The 25,597-nt window shown below is 60.3% G+C and carries 18 protein-coding genes; 6 read left to right on the top strand and 12 right to left on the bottom strand.

What is annotated here, in order from left to right; genetic code table 11:
* Positions 1-171: 171 nt before the first annotated feature.
* Complete coding sequence (locus AA0535_RS15455; RefSeq protein ID WP_264817572.1) at positions 172-1,452, top strand: MFS transporter; 1,281 nt, start codon at positions 172-174, stop codon at positions 1,450-1,452.
* Between the two features lie 41 nt (positions 1,453-1,493).
* Positions 1,494-2,516, top strand: coding sequence for an L-idonate 5-dehydrogenase (locus AA0535_RS15450; protein ID WP_264817570.1), 1,023 nt, complete (start codon positions 1,494-1,496; stop codon positions 2,514-2,516).
* A 15-nt stretch (positions 2,517-2,531) separates the two neighbouring features.
* On the opposite strand, the gene AA0535_RS15445 is transcribed toward AA0535_RS15450, so the two are convergent.
* Together AA0535_RS15445 and AA0535_RS15440 are read right to left on the bottom strand one after the other, a co-directional pair.
* Positions 2,532-4,823, bottom strand: coding sequence for a TonB-dependent receptor domain-containing protein (locus AA0535_RS15445; RefSeq protein ID WP_264817569.1), 2,292 nt, complete (start codon positions 4,821-4,823; stop codon positions 2,532-2,534).
* A gap of 310 nt (positions 4,824-5,133) precedes the next feature.
* Entirely contained in the window at positions 5,134-6,204 is a 1,071-nt protein-coding gene (locus AA0535_RS15440; protein ID WP_264817568.1) for a cobalt-precorrin-5B (C(1))-methyltransferase, read from the bottom strand.
* Between the two features lie 951 nt (positions 6,205-7,155).
* Here AA0535_RS15440 and AA0535_RS15435 point away from each other — a divergent pair.
* Positions 7,156-7,530 (top strand): VOC family protein, encoded by a 375-nt coding sequence (locus tag AA0535_RS15435; protein ID WP_264817566.1) that lies wholly within the window; start codon positions 7,156-7,158, stop codon positions 7,528-7,530.
* Positions 7,531-7,625: 95 nt separating this feature from the next.
* Here the strand turns inward: AA0535_RS15435 and AA0535_RS15430 are convergent, their stop codons facing one another.
* Positions 7,626-8,033 (bottom strand): VOC family protein, encoded by a 408-nt coding sequence (locus AA0535_RS15430; RefSeq protein WP_264817564.1) that lies wholly within the window; start codon positions 8,031-8,033, stop codon positions 7,626-7,628.
* 521 nt (positions 8,034-8,554) lie between these two features.
* On the opposite strand from AA0535_RS15430, the gene AA0535_RS15425 reads away from it, so the two are divergent.
* Positions 8,555-9,298: a hypothetical protein gene (locus tag AA0535_RS15425; RefSeq protein ID WP_264817563.1), complete on the top strand. Its 744-nt coding sequence runs from the start codon at positions 8,555-8,557 to the stop codon at positions 9,296-9,298.
* A gap of 127 nt (positions 9,299-9,425) precedes the next feature.
* On the opposite strand, the gene AA0535_RS15420 is transcribed toward AA0535_RS15425, so the two are convergent.
* The 3 genes from AA0535_RS15420 to AA0535_RS15410 all read right to left on the bottom strand — a co-directional run bounded on the left by AA0535_RS15420 (position 9,426) and on the right by AA0535_RS15410 (position 12,699).
* Positions 9,426-10,691: a cytochrome-c peroxidase gene (locus AA0535_RS15420; protein WP_264817562.1), complete on the bottom strand. Its 1,266-nt coding sequence runs from the start codon at positions 10,689-10,691 to the stop codon at positions 9,426-9,428.
* A gap of 64 nt (positions 10,692-10,755) precedes the next feature.
* Positions 10,756-12,438, bottom strand: coding sequence for a phospholipase C (locus AA0535_RS15415; protein WP_264817561.1), 1,683 nt, complete (start codon positions 12,436-12,438; stop codon positions 10,756-10,758).
* A 90-nt stretch (positions 12,439-12,528) separates the two neighbouring features.
* Positions 12,529-12,699, bottom strand: a complete 171-nt coding sequence (locus AA0535_RS15410; protein WP_264817560.1) for a hypothetical protein — start codon at positions 12,697-12,699, stop codon at positions 12,529-12,531.
* Between the two features lie 324 nt (positions 12,700-13,023).
* On the opposite strand from AA0535_RS15410, the gene AA0535_RS15405 reads away from it, so the two are divergent.
* A complete protein-coding gene (locus AA0535_RS15405) occupies positions 13,024-14,343 on the top strand; it encodes a hypothetical protein (protein ID WP_264817559.1) in 1,320 nt (439 codons plus the stop codon).
* Between the two features lie 31 nt (positions 14,344-14,374).
* Here the strand turns inward: AA0535_RS15405 and AA0535_RS15400 are convergent, their stop codons facing one another.
* The 6 genes from AA0535_RS15400 to AA0535_RS15375 all read right to left on the bottom strand — a co-directional run bounded on the left by AA0535_RS15400 (position 14,375) and on the right by AA0535_RS15375 (position 23,696).
* Complete coding sequence (locus tag AA0535_RS15400; protein ID WP_264817557.1) at positions 14,375-16,639, bottom strand: TonB-dependent receptor family protein; 2,265 nt, start codon at positions 16,637-16,639, stop codon at positions 14,375-14,377.
* A gap of 218 nt (positions 16,640-16,857) precedes the next feature.
* Positions 16,858-18,345: an MFS transporter gene (locus AA0535_RS15395; protein WP_264817556.1), complete on the bottom strand. Its 1,488-nt coding sequence runs from the start codon at positions 18,343-18,345 to the stop codon at positions 16,858-16,860.
* On the bottom strand, positions 18,342-19,772 hold the full coding sequence (locus tag AA0535_RS15390; protein ID WP_264817555.1) for an FAD/NAD(P)-binding protein: 1,431 nt from the start codon (positions 19,770-19,772) through the stop codon (positions 18,342-18,344). The genes AA0535_RS15395 and AA0535_RS15390 overlap by 4 nt, the downstream gene beginning before the upstream one ends.
* Positions 19,772-21,025: an FMNH2-dependent alkanesulfonate monooxygenase gene (gene ssuD, locus AA0535_RS15385; protein WP_264817553.1), complete on the bottom strand. Its 1,254-nt coding sequence runs from the start codon at positions 21,023-21,025 to the stop codon at positions 19,772-19,774. The genes AA0535_RS15390 and ssuD overlap by 1 nt, the downstream gene beginning before the upstream one ends.
* Complete coding sequence (locus AA0535_RS15380; protein ID WP_373319363.1) at positions 21,022-22,422, bottom strand: NtaA/DmoA family FMN-dependent monooxygenase; 1,401 nt, start codon at positions 22,420-22,422, stop codon at positions 21,022-21,024. The genes ssuD and AA0535_RS15380 overlap by 4 nt, the downstream gene beginning before the upstream one ends.
* An 80-nt stretch (positions 22,423-22,502) precedes the next feature.
* Positions 22,503-23,696 (bottom strand): acyl-CoA dehydrogenase family protein, encoded by a 1,194-nt coding sequence (locus AA0535_RS15375; protein ID WP_264817551.1) that lies wholly within the window; start codon positions 23,694-23,696, stop codon positions 22,503-22,505.
* A gap of 275 nt (positions 23,697-23,971) precedes the next feature.
* Between AA0535_RS15375 and AA0535_RS15370 the strand changes: the two genes are divergently transcribed.
* Entirely contained in the window at positions 23,972-25,375 is a 1,404-nt protein-coding gene (locus AA0535_RS15370) for an aminotransferase-like domain-containing protein (RefSeq protein WP_264817652.1), read from the top strand.
* Positions 25,376-25,597: the final 222 nt, after the last annotated feature.

The raw sequence follows: 25,597 nt of genomic DNA, 5'->3' as shown, positions 1-25,597 counted from the left end.
GCGGGGTCACGCAGCCGTGACATCTCGAAAGATGACGGGGCGGTAATGTTCCTCTAGGCTCACCCGCAGATCAAGATCCATCGGGGCGGGTCCTCCCTCGTCTGGTATTCGCCATTCATGCTGAATGGCGCAGGCTTGAGGAGGGGCCTCCCGCTTGGGGGAATGCCGCCCATGAGTCCTCTGCGCTGGCAGATGATTGCGCTCTGCTTCGTCGCCAACATCATCAATTTTCTGGACCGATCCAATCTCGCCATTGCCGTACCGAAGATCGAGGCCGAACTGCATCTTTCTTCCTTTGAGATCGGGCTGGGGTTGAGCGCATTCTTCTGGACCTACGCGCTCATGCAGGTGCCGGTCGGATGGATGATCGATCGCTTCGGCGTGCGGCGTTGTCTCGCGGGCTCCGTGCTCTGGTGGTCGGTCTTTACGGCCGCGAGCGCCTTTATCACCGGGTTGCCGAGCCTGCTGGCGGCCCGGCTGATGTTGGGTGTGGGAGAGGCAGGCGCGTTGCCCGGTTTTGCCAAGGTGGTGTTCAACTGGTTCCCGCGCCGCGAGAGAGGATTTGCCAGCAGCATCTTCGATAGTGGGTCCCGGGTGGGGTCGGCGCTGGCGCTGCCTCTGGTCGCGTGGCTCGTCGCCGTTGTCGGCTGGCGCCAGTCCTTCATCTGGACGGGGCTGCTCGGTTTCGTCTGGGTCGCTGTCTGGCTGGTCCTGTATCGCGATCCGAAGGACCATGCTCGTGTTACACCGGCCCAGGTCGCGCTTCTGGAACAGGAGCAAGGCGGTGGCGCCAAGGGACCCTCTTCCGCAGTTTCGCTCGGGTTTCTCCTGCGTCAGCGCACGATATGGGGCATGATGATCGGTTTCTTCTGCCTCAATTTCGCGATCTATTTCTTCATTACCTGGTTCCCTACCTTTCTCATCAAGGCGCGGCACTTCACGCTTGAGGATGTACGGCTTTACGGGCTCTTTCCCGCGCTTTTCGCCATTCCCTTCGGATGGATCGGCGGTGCGGTGTCCGATGCCCTGCTCCGCCGTGGGTGGAGCGCCACACGCGCGCGCAAGACCTGCCTGGTGGGGGGCATGCTTGTCTCCTGTGTCATTGCGTTCGCACCTCTGGTTGCGAGTTCCTTCACTGCTCTCGTGCTGATGGGGATATCCTATGCAGCGCTTGCCTTCACAGCGGCCAATATCTGGACTCTGCCCGGCGAGGTCGCTCCTTCGGCGTCCAATGTCGCTTTAATCGGTGCCTTGCAGAATGGTGCAGCCAATCTGGCAGGAATCGGCATCAGCACGTTCACAGGGGCAATGCTGACCCTGACCCATGGATCGTTCGTCCTGCCGCTCGGCATTGCAGGGTTGCTCTGCATCGTGGGCGCCCTGTCCTATCTGTTCCTCATGGGACCGGTCGAGCGGATTGCAGTGCCCGAGGCAGCAGCGCCTTCCACCTGAAAATTCCCACCCTCTGACTTTCGATTGCAAAGGATCTTCCCATGACCGAGGCCCTCGTCATCCATGCCCCGCATGAACTTCAGGTCGAAACCCGTCCTGTCCCGTCACTGACACAGGGTGAGGTGCTTGTGCGCGTCGAGGCAGGAGGCATTTGCGGGTCGGATCTGCATTATTATCACCATGGCGGTTTTGGCGCCGTCAGATTGAAACATCCCATGATCCTCGGCCATGAAATCGCCGGACGTATTGCGGACAAGGCACCGGATGTCACAGGGCTTGAGATTGGGGATCTCGTCGCTGTCAATCCGGGGCTGCCCTGTCAGCATTGTCGCCAATGTCTCGCCGGGCGCAGCAACCACTGCACGGATATGCGTTTCTACGGCAGTGCGATGCGCAACCCGCATATTGACGGGGCCTTCCGTCGGGATCTGGTCTGCAAGGCGCGGCAATGCGTCAGGGCGGAACATAGAACCCCGGCCGAACTCGCCCTGTCCGAGCCCTTTGCTGTGGCGCTGCACGCCGTCAGCCGCGCGGGAGCGTTGATGGGCAAACGCGTCCTCGTCACCGGGGCGGGGCCCATAGGCGCACTCGTGGCGCTCGCTGCACGGCTGAATGGCGCGTGCGAGGTGATCGTGACGGATATTCTGGACGAGCCGCTTGCAGTGGTCCGGCAACTAGGCGCGGATCGGGTCATCAACGGGCGCGTTGCCCCGCAGGCGCTCACTGAACTGGCCGGGTCGATCGATGTGTTGATCGAGTGTTCGGGCAACGAGCAGGCCCTGCGCAGTGGACTGGCGCTGATGCAGCCCTGCGGGACGATCGTCCAGCTTGGTCTGGGGGACGATGTGACCCTGCCTCAAAGCCGTATCGTCACAGGCGAGCTGACATGGACAGGCTCGTTTCGTTTCAAGGAGGAATTTGCGCTGGCGGTCACCCTGATCGATAGCGGCAAGGCCGATCTTTCGGCGCTGGTGACCCATCGTTTCGCGCTCGATCAGGCCAGCGCGGCTTTCGATCTCGCTTCTGACCGGCGCCAGGCCATGAAGATCCTGCTCGAATTCTGAATGAGGCGACGGGGCTCAGAACTGGGCCCCGATCGTGCCGATGAACTGACGGGGTGAGGCAACAAAGAGATTGCTGTTATTATCACCGGATACAGAAGCCGCACCGTACACCCCGCCAATGTAGTTCTTGTCGAACAGATTGGTCACGCCAAAACTCGCCTTGAGATGATCGGCGAAGCCAATGCGCCCGAAATCATGAGCGAGCGTCATATTGGCCAGCCAGTAGGGCGGAATGCTGATATCGTTCAGGAAGGTCATGGGGCGTGCGCTGATATAGTTCACGTTGAAATTGAATATCGTGCTGCGCCAGCTATAGGCAAGGTTCGCCTTGTACATATAGGCCGGGTAATACACCTGCCGCTTGCCCTTGAGGCTGTAGAGGCGGCCGCCGTAATTGATGCCCGTCCCCTGATAGCGCGCATCGTTCCAGCTGAAGCTGTTCGTAATCTCCAGTCCCCTGATTGGGCGTATGGCACCCAGAACATCCACCCCATCCATGGTTTCACGCCCGACATTCATATAGGCGTTGCGGGTGTTATTGGCTGTTCCTTCGGTGATGGAAGCAAGGCGGTTATAATAATCTGTGTGATAATAATCGAGAGTGCCGGTGAACAGGGCATCGTCATAGCGATAGCCGACCACATAATTCCAGGTGCGTTCCGGCTTGAGGATTTTCTTGTTCGCATCGAAAACCTGCTGGGCCGGCTGTGAGGCATTGCCAAGTCCCCCCCAGGCAGTGCCTGACGCAACCTGCGAGTAGTAGTCATAGGCGCGCAGGTTTTCTGCGATATCCCAATAGACCTCGTGATGTTCGAGAAAATGGTAGTCGAAACTGAAATGCGGCAGGAACGCGCCCGAGGCCGTCAGTGAACCGCGCGCCGGGCGTCGATAATAGGTGTTCCAGCCCTCGGATTTGAGCTGTTGGGTAAAGTCGTTCTTGGTACCGCCATGGGTGGTCTGGGTGAGGGATTTGAACCCTGCCAGGAGGGTCATCCCTTTGATGATCGTCCAGCGATCCTGAAGGAAGAACTGGAAGCTGTTCGAGTTATAGGTATCTTCGAACCAGGTCGCGCCCGTACCCTTTTTGAGATCGGACATCATGTTATGCGCGGCAGTCGGTGTGTCTTCATAAAGGCGCGCATTGTAGATCCAGCGGTTGTTCTCGTACCACAACCCGCCCTCGACCAGATTGCGATGCGGGGCTTCATAGGAAAATTTCTGCGTGAAGCCAACACGTTGCATCCCAGCATGCGCTCGTTGCAGGGCCATGGGCACACCGCTGACGCTGCCATCTGCCAGCAGCATGGGCACGCCATAGCTGGGTGAGGTCACGAAGTTGTTGGTGCCCCCATAGACGCCGCTCGAGACGTTGCCATAGGCCACCGTGTCGGAATGCAGAAGCGGGGTAAGGTCGAAATGGCCATTGACCGAAGAGAGATAGCTGCGCTGGATCTGCGAGCCATCCCACGCATAATTCCCGACCTCACTATTGGACAGGATCCCCTCATAACCCGGTGGTACCTTCGAGGTGAATTGCGCGTAATAGGCCCAGAGCTTGGCTTTTTCGTAATCGGGTTTGAGATAGGTGGTGTCCCGTCCAAGGCGCTCCCACATGTTTTTAGTCAGGGACAGATAATTGGCCTGGGTAAAATTCCCATAGCCGAAAAAGCCGGTGATCTTGCCCGTGCTGCCAATCGGCTGAACCAGCTTGGCATCGGCCTGTAACTCGCGCTGATAGCCTTCGCCCTTCCACAGCTTGTTCTCTGTGCGCGCGAAGGACGTATAGAATTTCGTGCCGCTCGGGTTCAGTACCCCGCTATCCGCGCGGGCATAGGTCCGAAAGGCATTATAACTGCCAAAGCTCTGGCTCAATCTCCCTCCAGCCTTGTCCGTCGGGTCCGACGAGGTATAGGTCATGGCCGCCCCCAGAAGCTGGGCAGAGAACGTATCGAGTGAACCGGCTCCCTGCGAGATGGTCATGCCTGCCAGATCATCCTGGATCATGGCCTGGGTGATGGAGACGCCATTCTGGTTGGTAAAGCCCTGCGTCCCCAAGGGAATACCGTCGAGCGTTGCGCCAATTTGGGTCTGGGTGAAACCGCGCACGTAAAAAGTGTTGGCTGCGGTATCGAGGCCGAAGGCATCGGAAGATGTGAAATTGGCACCGGGTGTGGTGAGCGCCAGAATCTGCATGGGGTTCGTGCCGGGTACGAAACGGTTCATGACGTTGCGGCTTATGGCGACTTCAGCCGCATGGGTTCGCAGTCGTTTCCCACTGACAGAAATGGCCTCCCTGCCAGGCTTCATGGTTCTGGCGGTCGGTTTCGGCGCACTCGTATGGTGTGTGACGCCCTCGGAGTGGGGCGCTTTCTCGCGGTAATGGGAATGGGTCGCTGCGAAAGCGGGTCTATAAGTTGTGGTAGAGATGACCAGCAAGAGGGAGAATGCCACCGTAGATCGAGAAATTCCGTAGTTCTCGATAAACTCTCTCATTCCCATGCATCTATCCTTCATCCCAAGAAGTTATAGATGTAATTTTCATATTATAGATGAGTCAATTGTTATTCGTTACGGTTTGTTTTCAAAACATACTATTTTTTGAGGGGTGATCTGTTGATCAGGAGAGGCCGCTCCGTCCGACCAATTTGCCCTGTCTGTCAAACACCACCACATCGAGCGCGCAGCCGGGTGCGTTAAGGGTGCGTCGGGCCGTTGCCGCGGCGGCTTGCGCGATAAGTGTCCCTAACCGTGGGTCCTGAAGGGCGCTGAAAGCCTCGGCGATGCTCGAGGTATGGCGCAGGCTCTCTATCTGGCCGGGAGAAAGTGAAAGGGGGGCGGCCAAGGTCAAAAGGGCGAGAGGATCGGCAAGGCTTCGGCTGGAATGCAGGTCGAGATGGCCCTGAGCCAGCTTGGTCATTTTGGCGATACCCCCGGCGATTGTCAGCCGCGGCACAGAGTGACGATGCAGATATTTGAGCGTGCCCCCGGCAAAATCGCCCATATCGATCAGCGCGGTTTCGGGCAGTTCATAGAGCGCCTGAACCGCATTCTCGGATGTCGAGCCCGTACTGGCGGCGAGATGGGGCAGACCCAGTGCGCGTGCAACATCGATGCCCCGATGAATGGAATGGATCCAGGCCGAGCAGGAATAGGGGATGACGACCCCGGTCGTGCCAAGTACCGAGAGGCCGCCGATAATGCCGAGCCGGGCATTCAGCGTCTTTTCGGCGAGGTTTTCACCGTCGGCAATCGAGATCGTGACAATGGCATCGGCGCCCGCTGGCGTGATTTCTGTCAATGCCCTGCGGATCATGTCTCTCGGCACGGGATTGATGGCCGGTTCTCCCGGCGGCAATGGCAGGCCGGGCCGGGTGATTGTCCCCACGCCCGGCCCGGCGCGGAAGACGATACCAGCACCGGTTGGCGCTGACTCGATTGTGGCGCTGATGAGCGCGCCATGGGTGACATCGGGGTCGTCACCAGCGTCCTTGATCACGCTCGCCCAGGCTGTGTCACCCGTGCGACTGGCGCCGTTCACGGCAAACGCGGCGCTTTTTCCCCCCGGCAACGTAATGTTCACGGGGTCCGGGTAATCCCCGGTCCGGAGAAGGATCCATGCTGCCTTGGCCGCCGCCGTGGCGCAACTTCCCGTTGTCCAGCCGCGACGAAGGGCCGTGTTCGGCGTCATGATCGCTGCGGCTCCTCTTCGTCCTGAGCAGGAAAGGTCGTTCGCGGAGAGGGTGGAGCATGGAAGGTGTCCATACCTCTCGAGAACCGCATCATTCGCATAGCCCGATCCGTCGCACCAGCCGAAGGATGAATGTCGACCCTGCGGTCATGCCTTTATGGGTCACAGGTACCGCCTCATTTGACAGAGCGAGGCCTGCCTGAAGAGACACCGTGATCGTCGCACCTTCTCGAAAGTCCACGAGATCAGGCCTCCGCCGCCATGTCGGTGAGCGGCGTAGTGAAGAATGCGATTGCCCTAGAAAAAGTCTGAGGCAGGTATGGATGGCTATCATGCGCCTCGGTGAATCATCTTTTTTGCCCGCCTCTCTATCCCCGCCCGTAGAGGTTCGATGACTGCGTCATCTGGCATCCCCCGTTACCTGGAAACATGGTCCTGACGGTTCCGGAGGGATGCCCGGTCGGCGTGCAGACCCGCGCCCGGAGGGAATAGCGTCGGTCGATTTCCCGGACTCAGCGTGAGCCGGGGCCTTCTCAGCTTCAGACACATGCTTGCGACAGCGGAGCTGTCGGGACTTCCTTAGGGGAGAGCGCGCAACACAGTATCGGTCAGCCTGTCACTTTTTCGGCCCAGCTTTTACGCCGCAAATGCATGGATGAGAGAACCAGGTGGCAGAGAGGGACCAACTGGGAAAACCCTCGTGGGAGCTACCAGGGAGGGGTAGACCATCGATACTGGCGAGTTTGTCTGGCGCACTTCCCTTTTTCAGAAAGGAAAAAATATCCTTCCGCCCTACGCGTTCTCGAACGTGATAAGTATCTTTGCGGATTGCCTCTTCTGTCTAGGAGCGCATTGGCTCTTGCAGAGGCCTCAGCGGCAGAAGGTCAGGTTCGTTTGGCAAGGGCCCAGATCATGCGGGCTCGATACGCGTTTCACCGGGAGAGGAAACCCATGTTCACCCATGTCATGCTCGGTAGTAATGACCTAGAAAAATCGAAAAGTTTCTATGACGCGACATTTGCCGCATTGGGCGGCGGTCCCGGCAGGATCGATGAAGGCGGTCGTCTGATCTATACGCATGAAGGCGGTCGGTTGATGATCACAACCCCGATCGATGGGAAACCCGCCACCTATGCGAATGGGGGCACCATAGGCATCGCTGCCATCAGTGCTGACCATGTTCTGGCCTGGCACACGGCAGGCGTTGCCCATGGGGGAGCCAGCGTCGAGAGCCCGCCGACCCTGCGCCCCAATGGTATATTCGTCGCCTATCTGCGTGATCCCGATGGCAACAAGCTGACTGCCCGGACGCGCGTGGCGGAATAGTTTGCTGCGCCTGTCCGGCATACGGTCTGCCCGTGTCGGCGTTTCGACAGATTCAGCAGCCTGTCGTGGGATCGTATTGTCGACGGGCTCGCCGTCTACCGTACGACATCGCGGTAGGCTTCCTGAGGTCTGACGGGCGTGCGGGTTGTGACTTCCACGAAATAGCCTCCTCGGGCCCGGAAATAGAAAGCCCAGGCGCCATGGGTCTGACAGGGCGCTTCTACTTCCCAGCCATCGTCACACAGGCGTGCATGCAATGCCTCGACCTCCTCGCGCGTATCGCGGATGAAGCCGATGTGCAGGATGTCCGCCTCTTGCGGGTAAGCGAACCCCTCGAGCTTGCGGCTGAAATGGTTCACGATCAGCACGAGACCGTCATCGTCCTGAAGGATCGCCATTGTTGAGCCCCGCACAACGAGCGTCTGCAGGCCGAAATAGCGCTCGAACATGGCGCGGTCCGCTTCCGTGTCGTGGCTGTAGAGATTGATGTGATTGAGTTTCATGGTCGTGCCTTTGCCGTTGTTCAAACGGACACGAGCCGGTCTCGATGCGGACAGCGACGACCGACCACAAACGAAGCCAATCCTCGTTGTGTCCGGCCATGGCCAAGAGCGGGTTCAGTCGCTCAAGCGTGACTGTCTCCGGAGAGACCGCAGGTTATCACCATACCCGCATCGCTGTCTTTTCAGGCAAGGATCAATCTAGAGGTCAGGCAGGGCACGTCAAGTCTGCGGCATGGCGCGGGTCGACGCGTCGAAAGCCGCCACACAGGATATGCCTGACGGTCCCAGCCTGTGATCAAGGCCTCAGGGGGGCATACGCACTCGATTCCCTGCAGAATTCTCTGCAAGATGCCGTGTCAGTATCATAAGCGAAGCCCCTGCCTGTCGTGACTGACGACGCCTTTTATCGAGGGCGATTCAGGCAGATCGACGGTGCCATAGACCGATTTCACTGGAACCGGAGCGACAGACCATGCGTGATTCAGCCGGAGTTCTGAGAGGCCCATGACAAGGAGAGCCCCATGCCTGCACGACCTGCCCTGAGATCTGTCTTTTTTGGAGGGCTCATGATTGGCGGGTATTTCATCCTGCAGGCTCTCATGATCCTTCTGCACGAGTTCGCTCACAGCACAACGGCCTGGGTCCTCGGCTATACCTCCACGCCTATGACGGTGGTCTGGGGCAACCTGATCACAATGCAAGGCTGGGACGAGGGTGTTCCTTATGATGCCTTGTTTCACGGTCGTGGACATGTCGCCGAGGCGGCTATCGGTGCAGCGCCCTTGGCGATGCATTGCATTTTCGTGGTGGTCCTTACCCTGTGCCTCTGTCGGGTGAGAGCGGCGTCGCATCGGGTATCCTTCTTTGCCCTTTACTGGTTTCTGGTCCTCAATCTTGCCGAACTCGTCGCCTACCTCTGGATGCGTCCGTTCATCGCAACAGGGGATACGGGGCGCTTCAATCAGGGGATGGATTTCTCTCCATGGGGGCTTTTCCTCTTCGGGTCGGCGTTTCTCGTCTGTGCACTCTGGCTGTTGCACCGGCGGGGTCTGCCCGCCCTTGCGGAGGCCTTGAGCGGTTGGCGCCCTGCTCAGATTGCGGTCATCGTCGCAACGGGTTTCGTGCTGTTCCTCTGGGCTAGCGGACTGCGGTTTCTCGTGCTTTATCCGGACCCGCTATGGCGTGTCGGGCTGATCGGTCTGGTACTCTTCACACTATGGCTCGTCATCGAGGTGCCCAGAACAGCCCGACGCAGAGGAGGCTGATCAGCACTTCCCGGTCTTTGCGCTGGTCGCTATGTCTCGCGAAAGCCTGTCACGTGGACCATATCCCTCAACAGCGCACCACATACCCGGATCGTCGGTCCGGGAGGGCCCCCTGGTCTGACAGGGCTTATCGATCTGTCAGGGTACCCAGAAATGCTATGATCTTCTCCCGCTCATCGGGTGTCAAAGCGGGAGAGTGCCGGGGGCCGAAAGGAGCATCGGTCTTGTCGATATTCGCCCAGTAGCGGGGCGGGAGATCATCGTAAAGCGCCAGCGTTCCATCTGCCCGCCGTGGATAAAAGCGCTCAGGCTCGATATCGCGCAAGACGTAAAAATCCATCACCTGACGCAGCGAGGTGAAGACGCCGTTATGAAAAAAGACATGTCTGGTGGCGGCATTGCGCAATGACGGGGTGCGGAAGAAGCCGCAATAGGCAGCATCATGGCCAATATCGGCCCTACCTGCTGCGCAAAGCCCCAGATCGGGGCTCCCCGGCAGGGAAAGTTTCTGTCGAGGGGCGGCGAGCGCTTCATATTGATGGTCTGTGAAGAGTGGGGGGCGACCCTCGCCGTCCACGCCACTCAGATGACACGCGGCGCAATTGCCTTTCGAGGGATTGTTGAAAAGCGCCATTCCCTCAGCTTCCTCCGGGCTGAGACGCGCTTTTCCCTCCAGCCAGTCGTCATAGTGGCTGGAATAGGGATGGAAAGCCTTCGCCTCGATCTGGTAACGCGCAAGAGCGAACAAGGCCTCTGCTGTCAGCATCTTGTCCGAGGCGCCGGCTCCGATCAGACGAAACAGACTGGCGCTATAGGGCGCGTGGCGAAGGCGCTCTGCAACGAGATGCGGAGTGGCCGCCATCTCCCTTGGGTCGAAAAGCGGTCCTTCGGCCTGGCTTTGCAGCGTGTCGGCTCGGCCGTCCCAGAAGAGGCCTCCCTGAGGCACCATTGCCAGAGCAGAGGCCCCGGTATCGCTGGCGGACTTGACATTGCGAATGCCGGGTGGCGGTGGGGCAGGAGGCGCTGCTTCACTGGTGGCGTTGTCCGGTCCCACGCTGAAAGGAGGCTGGCGCTCCCTGTAGGTGAGCGAAGGAACCGCCCGTACGCCGAAGCGGTCCATGTTCTGGCCCCCCTGAGCAAAAACAAGCGCCGTGTCGGGTGCATAATGTGCGGCCGGGACATGGCAGGAAGCACAGGACAGCCTGCCTGACCCAGAGAGCTGGGTATCGAAAAAAAGCGCCTTGCCCAGCATTGCCATGGCAGAAAGCGGTGCCTCTTCGGGCCGGACCAGTCTGACCGGGCAGGGGTTACTGCCATCAATCCGGACCTGACAGGAATGAACCTGGGCGTGGCTGACCGATGGTCCCATGAGCCCGAGGAAGAGAACCGCCATGACCCGGCGGCTCATGGGATGGGAGTTGCCACGAGAAAGCAGGGACAGGGCGGGGTGCGCGTGTTCAGAAAGCGTTCGGCGCTTCACGCAGAACCGCCCCGTCCTTGGGTGCAAGATAGAGCGGCGTCGTATCGGGCGTCCTGGTGAAGTCGAACAGCCCGTCCATGTCACGCGCATCCTGATCGAAAGAACCTCCGCCAAGACGCATGCCATCGAGCCAGTTGTTTTCGATGAAACGCAGCACGGAACTCTGGGTCAGGAGCGTATGGTCGATGGCGTTCTGCCTCGCCCAGGGGGACAGAACCAGAAGCGGTGTGCGTGTGCCCGGTCCGCAACGGCCATTGACAGGTTTGCCCCTGAGCCCGACAGAGGCCGGTGCCTTGCCGCACTGCCCCGCCCCGTCGAGCTGATCTGCGGAGGCGTCATGCGAGCTATGCTGAACCGGTGTGAAGGCATGGTCGTACCAGCCATCCGAATCGTCATAGGCGATGATGATGGCGGTATCCTTCCATTCCGGGCGCGACTGGACGAAATTGACCAGCCGTACCACGCCTTCCTGCTCGTCGAGCGGGTTGGAATAGCCCGCATGAGCATCCTGGAAGGCGGGAAGTTTCAGAAAGGACACGGCAGGCATATGGCCGGACCGTGTGGCTGCCATGAAGTCTTCGAGGTCGTATTGGTGATTGGCCGGGTCTTTTGTCTTGCCATCCACGCCGAGCGTCTGACCGATGGCTTCAACACCTGACGGACGAAGATGTTTCGGGTTCGACGTGCTGGGGTAGTACTGGAACCAGTTGTGATGCGGGATATAATCCACCACGGTCTGGGCAACGACGGTTGAGTAGGTGGCGCGCTGGCATCCGGTCGTGCCATTGCGGTTATGGGTCGAGAGGTCGAACCCGGCCATGAAACCGCCCCAGCTCACGCCCTTAGCGTTCAGCAGGTCTCCGATATTGCGCCCCTCCATCCAGACCTGCTCACCGGGGATCGAGCAGACATCGCCTGTGGGGTCTATATCGTTGATCATGGTCATGCCGCCCTGACCGTCTCCAATGAAGGGAGAAACGATCTGCCGCGTCGAGGGCTTCTGGGATGAGGCGGTGATATGCAATCCGTTGGTCTGGCCAGACACGATTTCCAGCGCCCCCGGGGTCGAAGGGCCGTATGTGTCGGTATAGGCATTGTCGCTCATCGCGAAACGCTGGGCATAACGCCAGAGCGCCGTGACGGTATTGCCATCGAAATACCCCATGACCTGACCACGCGTGGCGAATGCGCCAACGCCACCGGGCGACCCTCTGCCCGTATGCAATGGGAACAGATCGGCCTTGCCGCCATTATAGGCCATCTGCTCGGCCGTATAGCCGTGGTTCTGGTCCGCCGTGCTCGCCTGAGTCCGGTCGAGCCGGAACGGGACGGAGGCGTCTGCGCCATTGGCGGGGTTGGTATTTGGATTGGTGACCAGCAGATTGGAGCGCAGCAGGGTATTGGCTGGGGGTGTTCCGAGTTTCGGCAGGAAGACCGGCTCTCCCTCCGGATTCGCCGCCTGAGGGTAGGTCGCGAAGTAATGGTCGAACGAAACATTCTCATCGAAGATCACGAGCACATGCTTGATGGGCGTTTTCGTCCGCAGGTCTGATGCGGAAAGTGTTTTCACCGGTTCAGGCGCTGCACGTGTTACGGCAGCCGGGCTGAGGCAGGTCAGGGTGAGAAGGGCAGCAGCAAGAGAGCGTATCGGACTAATCATGGTGTGGGGCGACAATACCTGTTCTGAAAGGGGAGCCGCAGCCCCTCTCGCCTGCGACACATGGCCCCAGGCGGAGGAGCCGCTTGGGGCTCAGGTCTGATCATCGTCGCGCAGCGTCTCTTCGTCCAGAGACATCAGCGCGCCGCGACGCGACTGAAAGGAAATCGTGGCCAGACGATGCTCGCGCCAGGCGGCGACGAGCGTCTGACGCCAGCGATCGGACGGGGCGTTGGACGTGTCATACTGAAGCTGAAGTTCCATTGACCTGCTCCTTTTTCCAGAAGAGTGCCGGGGTACGGCGCCTCGATAAAGGATTCATGCAAGGTGGTGTGTGACCGTTCCATGAATTCGCCCGGCCAGAGCGTTTGATCGCGACAAATGTTCCAGAAAGAAAGGGCAGAACAGGGGCTTGGCTCTGTTTTTTGATGTCCGACCTGCTCGGGCTGGTTCTCTGTCGGACAATGGGATTTTGGGGGCGGAATGCCACAATCACGTGACAGGGTTTCCACGCCTCTTGCCTGTTCGCACGGGCCGAGGAAATGCTGGCGTGAAACAAGGTGCGAGCAAGCACCGGGAGATAAACCTATGCCGTTGCCCTGCTATGATCGTCTGCCGCCCCTGAACGCGTTGGCGTCGGCATGTGAACCCTTTTCCTGGGGCTTGCCGAATGGAAGGTTCGGAGTGGTGAGAGGGCCCGAAGCGCAAGCCTTTATCGTCGCGCAGGGACTCGATATCGACCTTGCTGTACGGTCTCCTCTCGAGCGCAGGCTGATGGACACGTCTATCAGGCTCTGCGCCGGCGATCTGGCGCTGCCCGGGAAATTATGGGGGCCCAATGAGGTTTTGCCGCCACGCACTTACCCAAATCTCAGAGCCTCGATGGAGGAGATAAGCGCATATCTCCAAGTGCAACCCGCCACCGTTGCGGCGCTGGTCATTATAAATGATGCGGACCCTCTTCTCGCGCAGGCCTATCTGGATCTCACTGGCAAGAGTATTCCTGTTATCGATCTGCGAAAAATCGATCTGGAGTCGAAAATCATCGAAGCCCGTGAGGCCTTAGGCGCATTACTCGCTCAGAAACTTACCGCCGACGCCTATATTCCTCGGTTCCAGAGCATGGAAGAAGGGAGCTCAGGCATTCAGAACGAAAAGTCGAGCCGTTATTTCGGATCCCCCTTCATGCCGGAAACGATGGCGTGGCCAAATTGGCGCTGGGGAGAAAAGAGCGGACCTTATCTTTTCTACTGTCAATACCAGGTATCTGATCTCCCGGATCCGGTTCGCGCTTGTCTGCCTGAAGATGTCACTTCCTTCCTCGTTTTCGTCAATCCGATCATCGATGTCTGGCCCCATACGCCTGACAATCCGCCTTACAAGCTGCGTTTCGTTCGTGGTGGGGAGAAATGTGCACTGTACACTGCACCCTCATCCTCCGATCAAGAGGCGCCTCCAGGGCGTGACATTGCAAGGTTCTGTCGAACGAGAGATACGGGAAGCGCGAGAGAGTATTCCTCCCGTCCCGACGCAAGGCCAGAGTTTTTCGAGCTTGCGGACATGCCGTATAGCGTCATCGAACCCTTCTTCATGAGCCCTGAGGCTGAACGTCGGTTTGTTCTGGACGAGGTGGCGGGAAAAGTTCCGCCTGAATCTCCACTCCTGAGCTGGGAGGGAGACAAGTTCCTCGGAGAGCCCATATGGATTCAGAGTGCGGAATACCGTTCTAGCTGGGACGGGACACCGATGATTGCTTTTCTGCACATTTTTTATGACGGGGTGCCGGATCTCGATCTTCCGCCTGAAGCCCTGTCGCGGGATGGGGCCGGGATCATCTGGGTACCGAGGCGCTGGGTCAAAAACCGGACCTACGAATCCCAGGTCGAGATGACCTGGGACATGGGTTGAATTGCCTTCCATCCTTTCTCACAGACGGGTTTCAGTTAAAGCCCGCCGAGACACCGGCGAAGACGCCAAAGCCGTCGCCCGGCTGAAACACCGAGAGTTGCTTGCCTGCGGCGATATAGCCCGGCACGACAATCGAGGCGTAATGGGTGTTGGCGAGATTGTTGAAAGACAGGAAGACCTGACGATGCTTGTGCGGCCATTCATATCCGATGGTCGTGTTGAAGATATGGTAGGAGGGCGCGTAATAGGTGTCGTCATAGGAGCCGGAGACCTTGGACGAGACCTGTGTATTGAAATTGGCATAGAGCCCGTTCTTCAGGTCGAGCCGTATTTCCCCCTGATAGAAATGGGCCGGGATGCCGGGCAGGGCATTCTGGCCGAACACCGCGTCATGCTTGAAGTGAAAATCCTGCCAGGTATAGGACTGGCGCAGGCCGAGCTTGCCACCTGACCATTTGACGAGATCGGTTTCCAGCGAGGCCTCGACACCCTGATGCGTCGTCGGGCTGGCATTGGAATAGGTGGCCGCGCCGTAAAGCTGGGAGAGGGGCGTCATGACCGAGAGCAACTCGTTGCGTACGTCCGAATAGTAATAGGAGACGCTCCAGCGATTGTTTTTCCACTCTCCCCGTGTACCGGCTTCATAGGTCGTGGCGGTCTGGTTATCGAGCTTCACCCCCGAGGCATTGAGTCCCTGTGCCGGGCCGGAGGTGTAGAGCGCGCCTGACAGAAGCTGCCAGTCATTGGGCGGCTGGAAGCTGCGGCTGACATTGCCGTAAATCGAAACATGGGGCGAAATCACGTAGCGAAAGCCGCCACGTGGCGTAAAGCCAAGTCCCGAGGTGCCGACAGAGCTCTGCGTGGGATAGGTCACTTCGGTCGAACGCTGCACGAAATCGAGCGCACCGGCCGCCGTCAGCCAGAAATTATGGAAGAGCTCAAAATTGTTCCGGATATGAAAGTAATTATCGGTGCCGCCGTAATTCGAGTGGCGCAGAACGGTGCCGAAGGGGATTTTGGCATAAATGCCGGTATTGGTGCGTGAACGATTGGTCTGCCAGGCTTCCAGGTCGGTATAGGTATCGATGCCGAAAAGCGTCTCGCTCTTATGGCCCCACAGTCTGTCATCGCGACTGTAACGCAGCACGCCCGCGACCGTCTTGTAGCCCCAGCGCTGGGCCGTGGCCGTATTCTGGATATCGATCGGCGCATCCTGATAATCGAAACCGAGTTCGAGTTTGGAGCGGTCATCGATCCGGATCGTGGTCATGTCGCCATAGAATTTGCTGCCGGGCTGGATGCGATGACCATGCAGCGTGGCATAAAGCGCCTGAGCCTGTTTCGGGTTGGTCTCGATCTGGTCGCGGGTCAGATAGCCCGGATAGCCGTTCTGCGTCTGGCGATAGCGGAAGAAAAGGCGCGTCGAGACATTGTCGTTGAAGCGATAGCCGTAATTCGCGTTCACGCCGAAGCTGCTTGCGGCTGTCTGGGCCTGATAGCCGCCGCGATAGGATTTGGTGATGCTGATATAATAATCGGACTTGCCGATGACGGCGCCGGAGCTGATCTGCTGCTTGTTGTAATTGAAGCTGCCCGCCTCGACACGCGCCTGGAAATGATCTGCCGTATAGCCCGTCGGGGCCACGTAATTGATCGCACCCCCAAGCTGCAACCCACCGTAATCGAAGGCATTCGCTCCGCGCAGAACCTCGGTGTACTGAATGCCCAACGTCTCGAAAAGCTCATAGGGCGTGCCTGCCGGGGTGGTGACCGGCAATCCGTCGAACATCAGCAGAATACCGGAGCGGAAATAATTCGTGCCTGTCTGGATGCCCGAGCCACGGATGGACAAACGCAACCCGTCCCCGCCGCCGGAGCTCTGGGCGAACACGCCAGGCTGAAAGGCCAGCAGATCAGCATTGGTCAGATTGCGGCTACGCAAAACCTCTTTCGAATTGATGACCGAGACTCCACCCGGCACCGTATCGAGCTGACGTGCCGCGGCAGCAGCGGGGGAGAGGCGACGCTGTGAGACGGTGATGGATTCCGCCTTGCCTGCCAGATGCGAGGGGCGTTTGGGATGCGCGGCACCGGTACGGGGGGCTCCGACTTGGGTGTGTGCCGTGTCGTTTACAGGCTTTGTGGCGGCATAGGCCGGGGCGACCGACCCAAGGCCGCCCCCGGCCAGAAGGGCAAGAATGGAGGCGCTGGAAAGATGGCGTCGCGCAGAGACGAGGCCCGGCACAGGGCGAGACAGGGGGCGCAGGACGACGTCAGATCGGTGGCGATGTTTCATGGGGTCGATATCCGGAAGATGGGGTCGTGAGCGCGTGAAAAGGGGCGGAGAAGCCTGGTCGGTGAGTCGGTTTTGAGTGTTTGGGCGGGGATGGACATCGCATGGACGGGTGTAATGACTGCATGGGATCGTTCTTCATGAATTCACTCATTTTTGGTCGTTGAATACGGGCGGAGATCGGCCGTTCCCGGTCAGGGCGAGCCCTTTTCCCGGGAAGTTCAGCGCATGGGGTTGGAAGGGCAGAGCCGTTCAGGGGCCGACATACTGCGTGGTTCGGCGCGCACCCGGCGCAAGGCGGGATCGGCATCGGCGTCGTATCCGAAGACTTCCCATCTCAGGACAAGATGAAGAGCGATGCCAAAAACAGGCGCAATCAGGATGACCCAGAAGATCTGCGTCCCAAGGCTCGTATAGAGCCCCGGCAACGCCCACATGGTCAGCGTCCCGCCAAACCCTGCGATGAAATTGGTAAACCCGATGCCCGTCCCGCGCAGTTCTGTCGGGTAGCTCAGGGTTGGATAGACCATCTGCTGGCATCCCGGGCCAAAGCCCTGCGCGAACAGGAACAGGGCAAAACCGGTCATGACCAGCCAGATCCCGGCGACAGAATGTGGCGTGCCGATGACCGCCAGAAGGGCGATGCCTACAACCTGCATCGCGTACCCTGCCAGCGTAATCGGTCGCGAGCCGAAGCTCCGGGTCAGGCGCACGCCAAGCAACCCACCCGTCAGGGCAAAGACTAGATTGAGCAGGATCGAGACACTGAGCACCTCGGTCCGGTTCATGTGTAGCATGGTTGCGAGCAGACTGGGGGCGCCAAAGGCAATCGCGGCATAGGAGGTTGCACTGACCAGCTTCATGCCGATGATCAGTAGCGTGCGCGGCAGGAGTGGCCTGCGGAGCAGGGAGAAGGGGCTTGGAGGGGCCTCGGGTTCAGGAGCCACGGTGATATGAAGCACCGGATCGACCCCATGGGTGACGCGCAGGATGGCGGCGGCCTTTTCCAGATCGCCATGACGCGCGATCCAGAGCGGGGATTCGCTCATATAGCGGCTGCGTACCAGAATGATGATCAACGCCGGTACAGCGCCAAAGCCGAGCGAGGCGCGCCATAGCCAGTCAGGATGGCTGGCCGGGACCACCGCATTCAGCGCAAAGACCAGAAGGAAGCACGCGGATGAGGCCGCATACCAGGTCGGGCACCAGGCCGCGGCGCGCCCCGCCTTGCTGCCCTTGCCGGTGAGCTTGGAGAATTCCGAGAGAAACGCCATGGCGACGGGCAGATCCATCCCCACGCCGAACCCCATGGCGAAGCGGGCCAGAATCAGGATGCTGGCGGTAGGGGCCGCAGCGGCCACGAGGGCTGCGATCACGAAGCAGGCCATATCGGCCATGAACACCGCATAGCGTCCGATCCTGTCGGTCAGCCAACCGCCCGTGATGCTGCCCACGATGGTGCCGGCACTCATGGCGGCGGCGACCATCCCGGTTTGCGAGCCCGTCAGGCCGAAATGCTTTTGCACATCGCCAATGCCGTAGGAGAGGGTGGTCAGGTCGTAGGCATCGAGGAACACGCCCCCAAGAGCGAGCAGGACGATGATATTCGCATGTCCCTTGCCAGAGGGACCACGATTGACCAGGGCAGCAATATCCTCGGCAGAGCGGATGACAGGGCGCTCGGGCGGATGCGGGGGCAGGGCGCTCATGATCGAACCTCGTCGGGAACGCGCTGTTGCGCGGTGTTCAGTTCTGCGGCGAGCTGGCGCGCCACGGATTGGGCGTTCTCGGTCACTTCCGGCAGGCCCATCAACTCCCCGAACGTCCCGCGCGAGAGCGGCCCGGCGATCAGCAGGGGCGCTGTATCCTGAGCGGTTTCTCTGGCGGAGAGGGCGTGGTGATCGGGGGCGGTATGCAGCCCGAGACCGGTCGGGTCCGGGGCGATATGACCTTGCTCTGCCAGAGCGCGCAGGAACGGCGTGTTGTGGATGATACCTGCATGATCGGGACCGGTCGTATTGACCACATGATCGACAATGAGCGTCTCAGGCGCTTCCCCACGGAACTGAAGCGTTAAAGCGATCCCTTCAGGACCTGCCTTTGCCTCGATGACACGCGCCGCCCGGATAGACAGGCGCTTCGAGTCGAGGCGTCGTGTCAGGATCGCGTCGATCTGCGGGGCGATGCGAAAGCGGTGCACATCCCAGAAGGGGCGCAAATGGCGGATGAGCCTTTTGCGCTCGGCAAGATCGAGCGCCGTCCACAATCTACGGCCCTGTTTGCGTGTCGCATCGATGATCTCGTGCCAGGAAAGATCAGGATGGTCGCGCAAAGCCGCTCTGACAGTGCGCAACAGGCCCAGAGCCGTGGGCGCGGATGCGAGATGCAGGATATCCGAAAGCGCCGAGGCCTCCGCGGCATGGGCACGTGGACGCAGGCCGCGTCGCGAAACGGCAAGGATCGGCCCCTGATGGCCGCGGGCCTCAAGGCTCGCCACAATATCGGCCATGGTGAGCCCAGTACCGATAATCGCCACGCGATCCTGCGTTGCGATCCGTGCCAGGGCGTCGTCTCGCCAGGGATTGGCCACGACGCGTCCCTCCTGTGCCAGAGGGCGTAAGGCAGCGGGCAAGGCTGGGGCCGGATGGGTGAGGGCGATCACGACATGGGACGCGGTCAGGCCTCCCCCGTCGCTGAGGGTGAGAACCCAGTTCCCGTCATGTCGCATCACCCCCGTCACGGCGTCACGGTGATGGACGAGCCATCCTGCGTCCAGAAAAGGCGCGATGCGTGCGGTCAGATACTGACCGAATTGCGCCCGTGCCGGGTAGAGATCGCCCGAGGGCAGAAAGGCGTCCGGATCTGTCGCAGCAAGCGCATCGAGATCGAGCCAGGCACGAAAATCGCCGGGTACGGCTGTGTCGAGGCTCATTCGCGCGGCGGGCACATTGATGCGGTGCTGCGTATCGCGTGTGCCATAGGCCAGCCCCGCCCCAAGCTGCGCGCGCGGCTCGATGATCGCTACCGCACCTGCCCCGAGGTCGGGACGCTGGCGCAGCAGGTGAAACGCCACCATGGTGCCGGTCGCGCCGCCGCCGATAATCGCGACGGGATGATGAGGAAGCGTGTCGGACATTATGAGGCCGCTACCCGCCCGGGACGATGGCTGCCTGCAATCGTCTCGCCGAACGGTCCCATATTGCTGCTGGCCTTCTGTGCCCGCACCGGATGGGCTGTCGGCAGAAGTGGCAGCACCAGTTCGCCGAAGCGATAGGCTTCTTCCAGATGCGGATATCCTGAGAGGATGAAACTGTCGCATCCCGCGCTGCGATATTCGTCGATACGCTCGGCAATGGTGGCCGGGTCTCCCACCAGCGCCGTGCCGGCACCGCCGCGTACCAGCCCGACACCGGCCCAGAGGTTGGGGCTGATTTCCAGCTTGTCCCGTCGGCCGCCATGCAGGGCACTCATACGGGCCTGCCCGACGGAATCGAGCCGCGCGAAAACGGATTGCGCTTCCGAAATGGTGGCATCGTCGAGCTTGGAAATCAGCCGGTCGGCCTCGGCCCAGGCCTCCTGAGTGGTCTCGCGCGCAATCACATGAAAGCGTATGCCAAAGCTCACCTCGCGCCCGGTCTTTGCGGCGGCCTCGCGTACGCGGCTGATCTTTTCACGCACGAGAGCGGGAGGCTCGCCCCAGGTAAGATATTTGTCCACGCGCCGTGCCGCGATATCGATCCCGACATCGGAAGAGCCACCGAAATAGAGCGGAGGGCCGTTTTCCTGATGTGGCGGGAAGAGAAGGCGTCCATCGGCGATACGGAAATGGGGGCCTTCATGCTCGACGGTTTCGCCACGCAGCAAGCGGGAATAAATGTCGAGAAACTCGTCCGTAATCGCATAGCGCGTGGCGTGGTCATGAAACAGCCCGTCACCGCCATTCTCGCGCGGATCGCCGCCGGTCACGACATTGATCAGCAGACGCCCGTTCGAGAGCCGGTCGAGCGTCGAGGTCATGCGCGCGGCCAGGGTGGGGGATTGCAGCCCAGGGCGCACGGCCACGAGAAATTTCAGACGTCCCGTCGAGGTGATGAGCGAGGACGCCACCACCCATGAATCCTCGCAGCTCCGCCCTGTGGGCAGAAGGACGCCGTAATAGCCAAGCGAATCTGCCGCGCGCGCAATCTGCTGGAGATAGGGCAGGTCGACCGCGCGACCACCTTCGCTCGTCCCGAGATAGCGGCTATCGCCATGGGTTGGCAGGAACCAGAGCACGTTGATCTTTTCCGGCGCCAAGAGGGCCGCAGAACCGCCGAGGGACGAGACACCTTCGGGAGCATGGGCGATCGGGGAGGCGAAGGAAGACGCGAAGGAAGGCAGGCGGGTCATGGCAGGGCGCTTTCTTTCTGCACGGTCTGTTGCCGACCGCTTGACGCTGAATCAGTTGCGGGGAGGGGGGCGTTCTGGCCGGTCCCGGCAGGGCCGGGCCATGACGCAGGGGCGCTGCGATACAGGGCAGCGGGATGGGTGTCGGGCAACCGGTCGCGTCCCGTGAGCCGATGGCGCAGTGTCTCGCCCTGCACAGGGGCAGGGGGAAGCCTGCCGCGACGGCGCAGTTCCGGTGCGATCAGTGTGGCATAGTCATCGAGGGTTTCGTGGCTGTGATACTGGCGCAGATTGATGCCATCGATCCCGTCCTCATCGAGCCAGGTCTCGATGTCATCCGCAATCTGCTCGGGCGTACCCGCCCGGAAAAACCGCCCCTCATCGAAGCTGGCAATCTGGGCAAGGGCGGCACCGATTGTTTGCTCCGCACCGAAGCGACGGCCCATATTGCCCAGTGCGCGGCCGCTCTGTGCGAGAGCCTCACCCAGAGTCAGCGAGGGATCGAACTGGCGCAGATCGATCTCCGCCTGGGCATGAACCAGAGCGCCCTCAACGGAATAGAGCGCGCGATAACGGGCGAGCTTGGCCTGGGCCTCTTCCTCGGTATGTCCGGCAATCAACCCGGCCATCACGTAGAATTTCAGCTCGGCGGGGTCACGCCCCTGGGCGGCGGCTGCCTCGCGGGTACGGGCGATGGCACGACGCACTTCCTCCTGCGTCCTGCCGCCGATGAAAACGGCCTCGGCATGACGGGCGGCGGTTTTCAGGCCGCGTGGCGAGCCGGTCGCCTGAAACAGCACGGGGGTGCGCTGCGGTGTAGGCTGAACCAGATGGGGGCCTTCGACGCGAAAATGATCGCCATCATGATGGATGTGGCGCACGCGCTCGGGATCGGCGTAGCGGTCACCCTCGCGATCCTCGATGACCGCATCGTCTTCCCAGCTGCCTTCCCAGAGCTTGTAGAGCACTTCGAGATATTCATCCGCCCGGTCATAGCGGCTGTCATGCTCGAGTTCGCCATCGAGGCCGAAATTGCGCGCGGCATTGGGCAGATACGAGGTGACAACATTCCATCCCACCCGTCCCTCGGTCAGCAGATCGAGCGTGCTCATGCGCCGCGCGAAAGCGAAGGGCGGTTCATAGGTGGTCGAAAATGTGGCGGCAAAACCGAGCGTGGTGGTCACGGCTGCCATGGCGGGGATGAGCGAGAGCGGATCGAGATTGGGGATCTGAAGCCCCAGACGCAACGAGGCGTCCAGACCGCCGAAACGATCATAAATTCCGATCACATCGGCAAGAAAGATCGCGTCCATACCGGCCTGTTCGGCCTTGCGCGCCGTGTCGAGCCAGAACGCCATTTCACCGAAGCGTTGGCGGTTATTCCCCTCCTCGCGCCACATGCCGTGCACGATATGGCTCACACAGGCCATTTCAAACAGATTGACGTGCAGGGTCTTGCGGGGGGCGAGCGGGGAATGGGTCATGCGGCGTCTCCCTGTTGGTTGGCCTCGGCGAGGCGACGCAGCCCGTCACGATAGGGCGTCCATAGGCGTGTGCCGTTCAGGGCAACATCGCCAAGCTCGCGCTGGCGTTGGGCTGCTGGATTATGAGAGGCGAGGGTGCGGGCATTGCGCCAATGGCGGTCGAGCCTCAGCGTCTCGGAGGTGGCCGACGCCCCTCCGACCTCGAAGAGAAGGGTGGCCGCCTCGAGCGTCTGCTGGGCGATGATCTGCTGCGCCTTGAAGATCTCCTCCTGAGCGCGCTCGATGGCATCGTCGTCGTGATGGCCTGCAAGGAAGAGCGGCTCGATGGCCTCAAGCGCGCGCGCGCCTTGATCGGCCAGCACTGCAGTCGAATAGGCGAGAGAGGACAGACGCCCTACCACGCCCTGCACCACGGGATCATGTTTCTGCACTGATTTGCCGGGCACGCCGAAAACACGCTCGCGCGGTCGTACGAAAGCCAGCGCATCACGCAGCACGGCCTGGGCGATGCCAGCCAGAGTGGTGTTGTGGAATTGCTGGTAATAGGCGCCGAGAAAAGGCTGGCTGGGCGGCGTGTCGGCGGGGGCACGCTCGACGATCTGGGTGGGGGCGATAGCGACCTGCTCGAAGAGGGTCGTGCCACTGCCCGTCAGGCGCTGGCCGAACCCGTCCCAATCATCCACGCGTGTCACACCCGGTGCATCGGCAGGCACCAGTACGCGGACGCGGTCGCCCGCCAGACTGGCCCAGACGATGATCCAGTCGGCATAAAGCGTGCCGGTAGAGTAGTATTTACGTCCGTTCAGAACGAGACCGTTCGGTCCATCTGTCACCTCGGTGGTCACGCTGGTCTCGTTGCCACGCTCGGCCATGGCCGCACCGAAAATCCGGTTGTCGCGTATCAGACCGCGCCACCGCGCGGCGTCGGGCAAGCCTGCGCGGAGTGTTTCGACAAAGGCGAAATGCGCGCGAAAGATCTGCGGGATGTTGGAATCTGCGCTGGCAAGATCGCGTAACAACCGGAAGAACGCTGTCAGACTCAGCTCTTTGCCACCGTCATCGGCAGATAACCGCAGACGCCCGAAACCTGCCTCGGCAAGCGCCGATACGGCTTGGCTCGCAGGTGCTCGCTCACGGTCGCGCAGCACGGCTGACTCAGAGATAGCGCGAAATATATCTGTGAAATCCATGACCGATCTTCCTGCGTCAGATAAGGGCGTCCGGCTATTTCACGATAGCAAAACGTTATTGATGCAGAATAACAGAATATAATGCTGCCTCATGTCAACGATGAATCTCGTTAAAATATATAATCACTATACATGATAGTGTTTTATGAATTCGCTATGCTCCGTGAACCGCATGCCGGGCAGCGTATCGTCGGCCTCAATCGGCACCGTTTTCCGTTACGCTCAAGACAGGCTACAGAGGACGCCAATATGTCCGGAGCCGGGGGCGCAAGATGATGGCGGAGAACGCCTATCTGGATGAGTGGAAAACCGCGATTGGAAAAGATACAGGCGCGCTTTATCTCGCGATCGTGGAGGCTGTCGCGCGTTCCATACGCAAAGGCGCATTGCAGGAGGGAGAAAAACTGCCGCCTCAACGCATCATCGCGGCAAGGCTCGGCACGAATCTCAGCACGGTCACGCGCGCCATGGCGGAGGCACAGAAGCGCGGCTTGCTCGATGCCACGATCGGTCGGGGAACATTTGTCAGGATCAATGCCGGTGACGGCTCCTGGCGCCAGACCGAGGCAAGCGTCATCGACCTGACCATGAACTCGCCTCCGCTTCCCAGAGAGCCGTCCTTGCAGACTATGATCCAGGGCGAGATTGCTGCGATTTTCCGCCATCAGGATGCGCAATCTCTGATGTCCTATCGTGTGACAGGAGGAACGCAGCAGGACCGGCAACTGGGCGCGCAATGGCTTGCGCCCATGCTGGGGCGCAGACGGGCGAGCGACGTCCTGATCGTGCCCGGCGCACAGGTGGCGCTCTCTGCCATCATGAGCTCGTTGCTGCGCCCGGGAGAGGCGGTCATTACCGACCGCCTGACCTATCCGGGTATGAGATCGCTCGCGGCGCAATTCGGCTATGTTCTGCTCGGGGTGGAACAGGACAGTGAGGGGATGATCCCCGAGGCTCTGGATGCGCTGTGCGCCCGGCACAGACCGCGCGTATTATATTGCACGCCTACTCTGCAAAACCCCACTACCGCGACATGGTCCCTTGCCCGTCGTGAGGCGGTGCTGGCCATCGCCCGACGACATCAGGTGCAGATCGTGGAAGACGACCCGTATAGTCTGCTCCTTAAAGCGCCCCCTCCGGCGCTTGCGATGCTCGACCCGGCGCGTGTGATCTATGTGGCGACGCTCTCCAAGGTTCTCAGTCCAGGCCTGCGTACTGCCTATATCGTTCTGCCCGGTGCGGATGTGACGCGGCGCATCATGTCGGGCGTACGGGCAATCTGTCAGGCCAAGGCAGGTATACTCGACGCGCTCGTGTCCCGCTGGATAGAGACGGGTCTCGCGCAGCAATGTCTGCGCAGTATCAGGGACGAACTGGTCCAGCGGCACAACATCCTGCGTCAGATCATGGGTGAGCGTCTGCCAGAATCCGGTCCAAGTCCGCATGTCTGGCTCTCCCTCCCCGAGTGGTGGAGCAGCGCGGATTTCGTTGCTTTTGCCCGACGGCAAGGACTGGCACTCGTTCCCAGTTCGGTTTTCACGGTCAGTGGCGATCCCCCCGCCGGGGTTCGACTTGCCCTGGGAAGTGCGCCGGATCTGGAGCAGCTCCGCGACTCATTGGTGAACCTGCGTTCGGTCCTCGAATATCGCCCCGCTGCCGGGTTTTCAGATATCGTGTAACCCTACACTTCACGTTCGTTATCACGAAAAAGAGAGAAATTTATCGGGCTGAATCCGAGGGTTATCGGACGAGATCGACATTGTTTGGTCGGGACCAAAAAATTGTCTTGCTTAGTTTTTGCTGTTTTTGTGCCTCAGGATGCATCGCTCACATTGTATGCATTGTGAGGTCATACAATTTTTTGCATTCCTGGTCAGTTTCTACCATTTTCCCATCATGAA

Origin of the sequence: Asaia krungthepensis NRIC 0535 (assembly GCF_025995175.1) — a bacterium.
GTDB classification, from domain to species: Bacteria; Pseudomonadota; Alphaproteobacteria; order Acetobacterales; family Acetobacteraceae; genus Asaia; species Asaia krungthepensis.
This window is presented reverse-complemented; position numbering and strand designations above follow the sequence as displayed.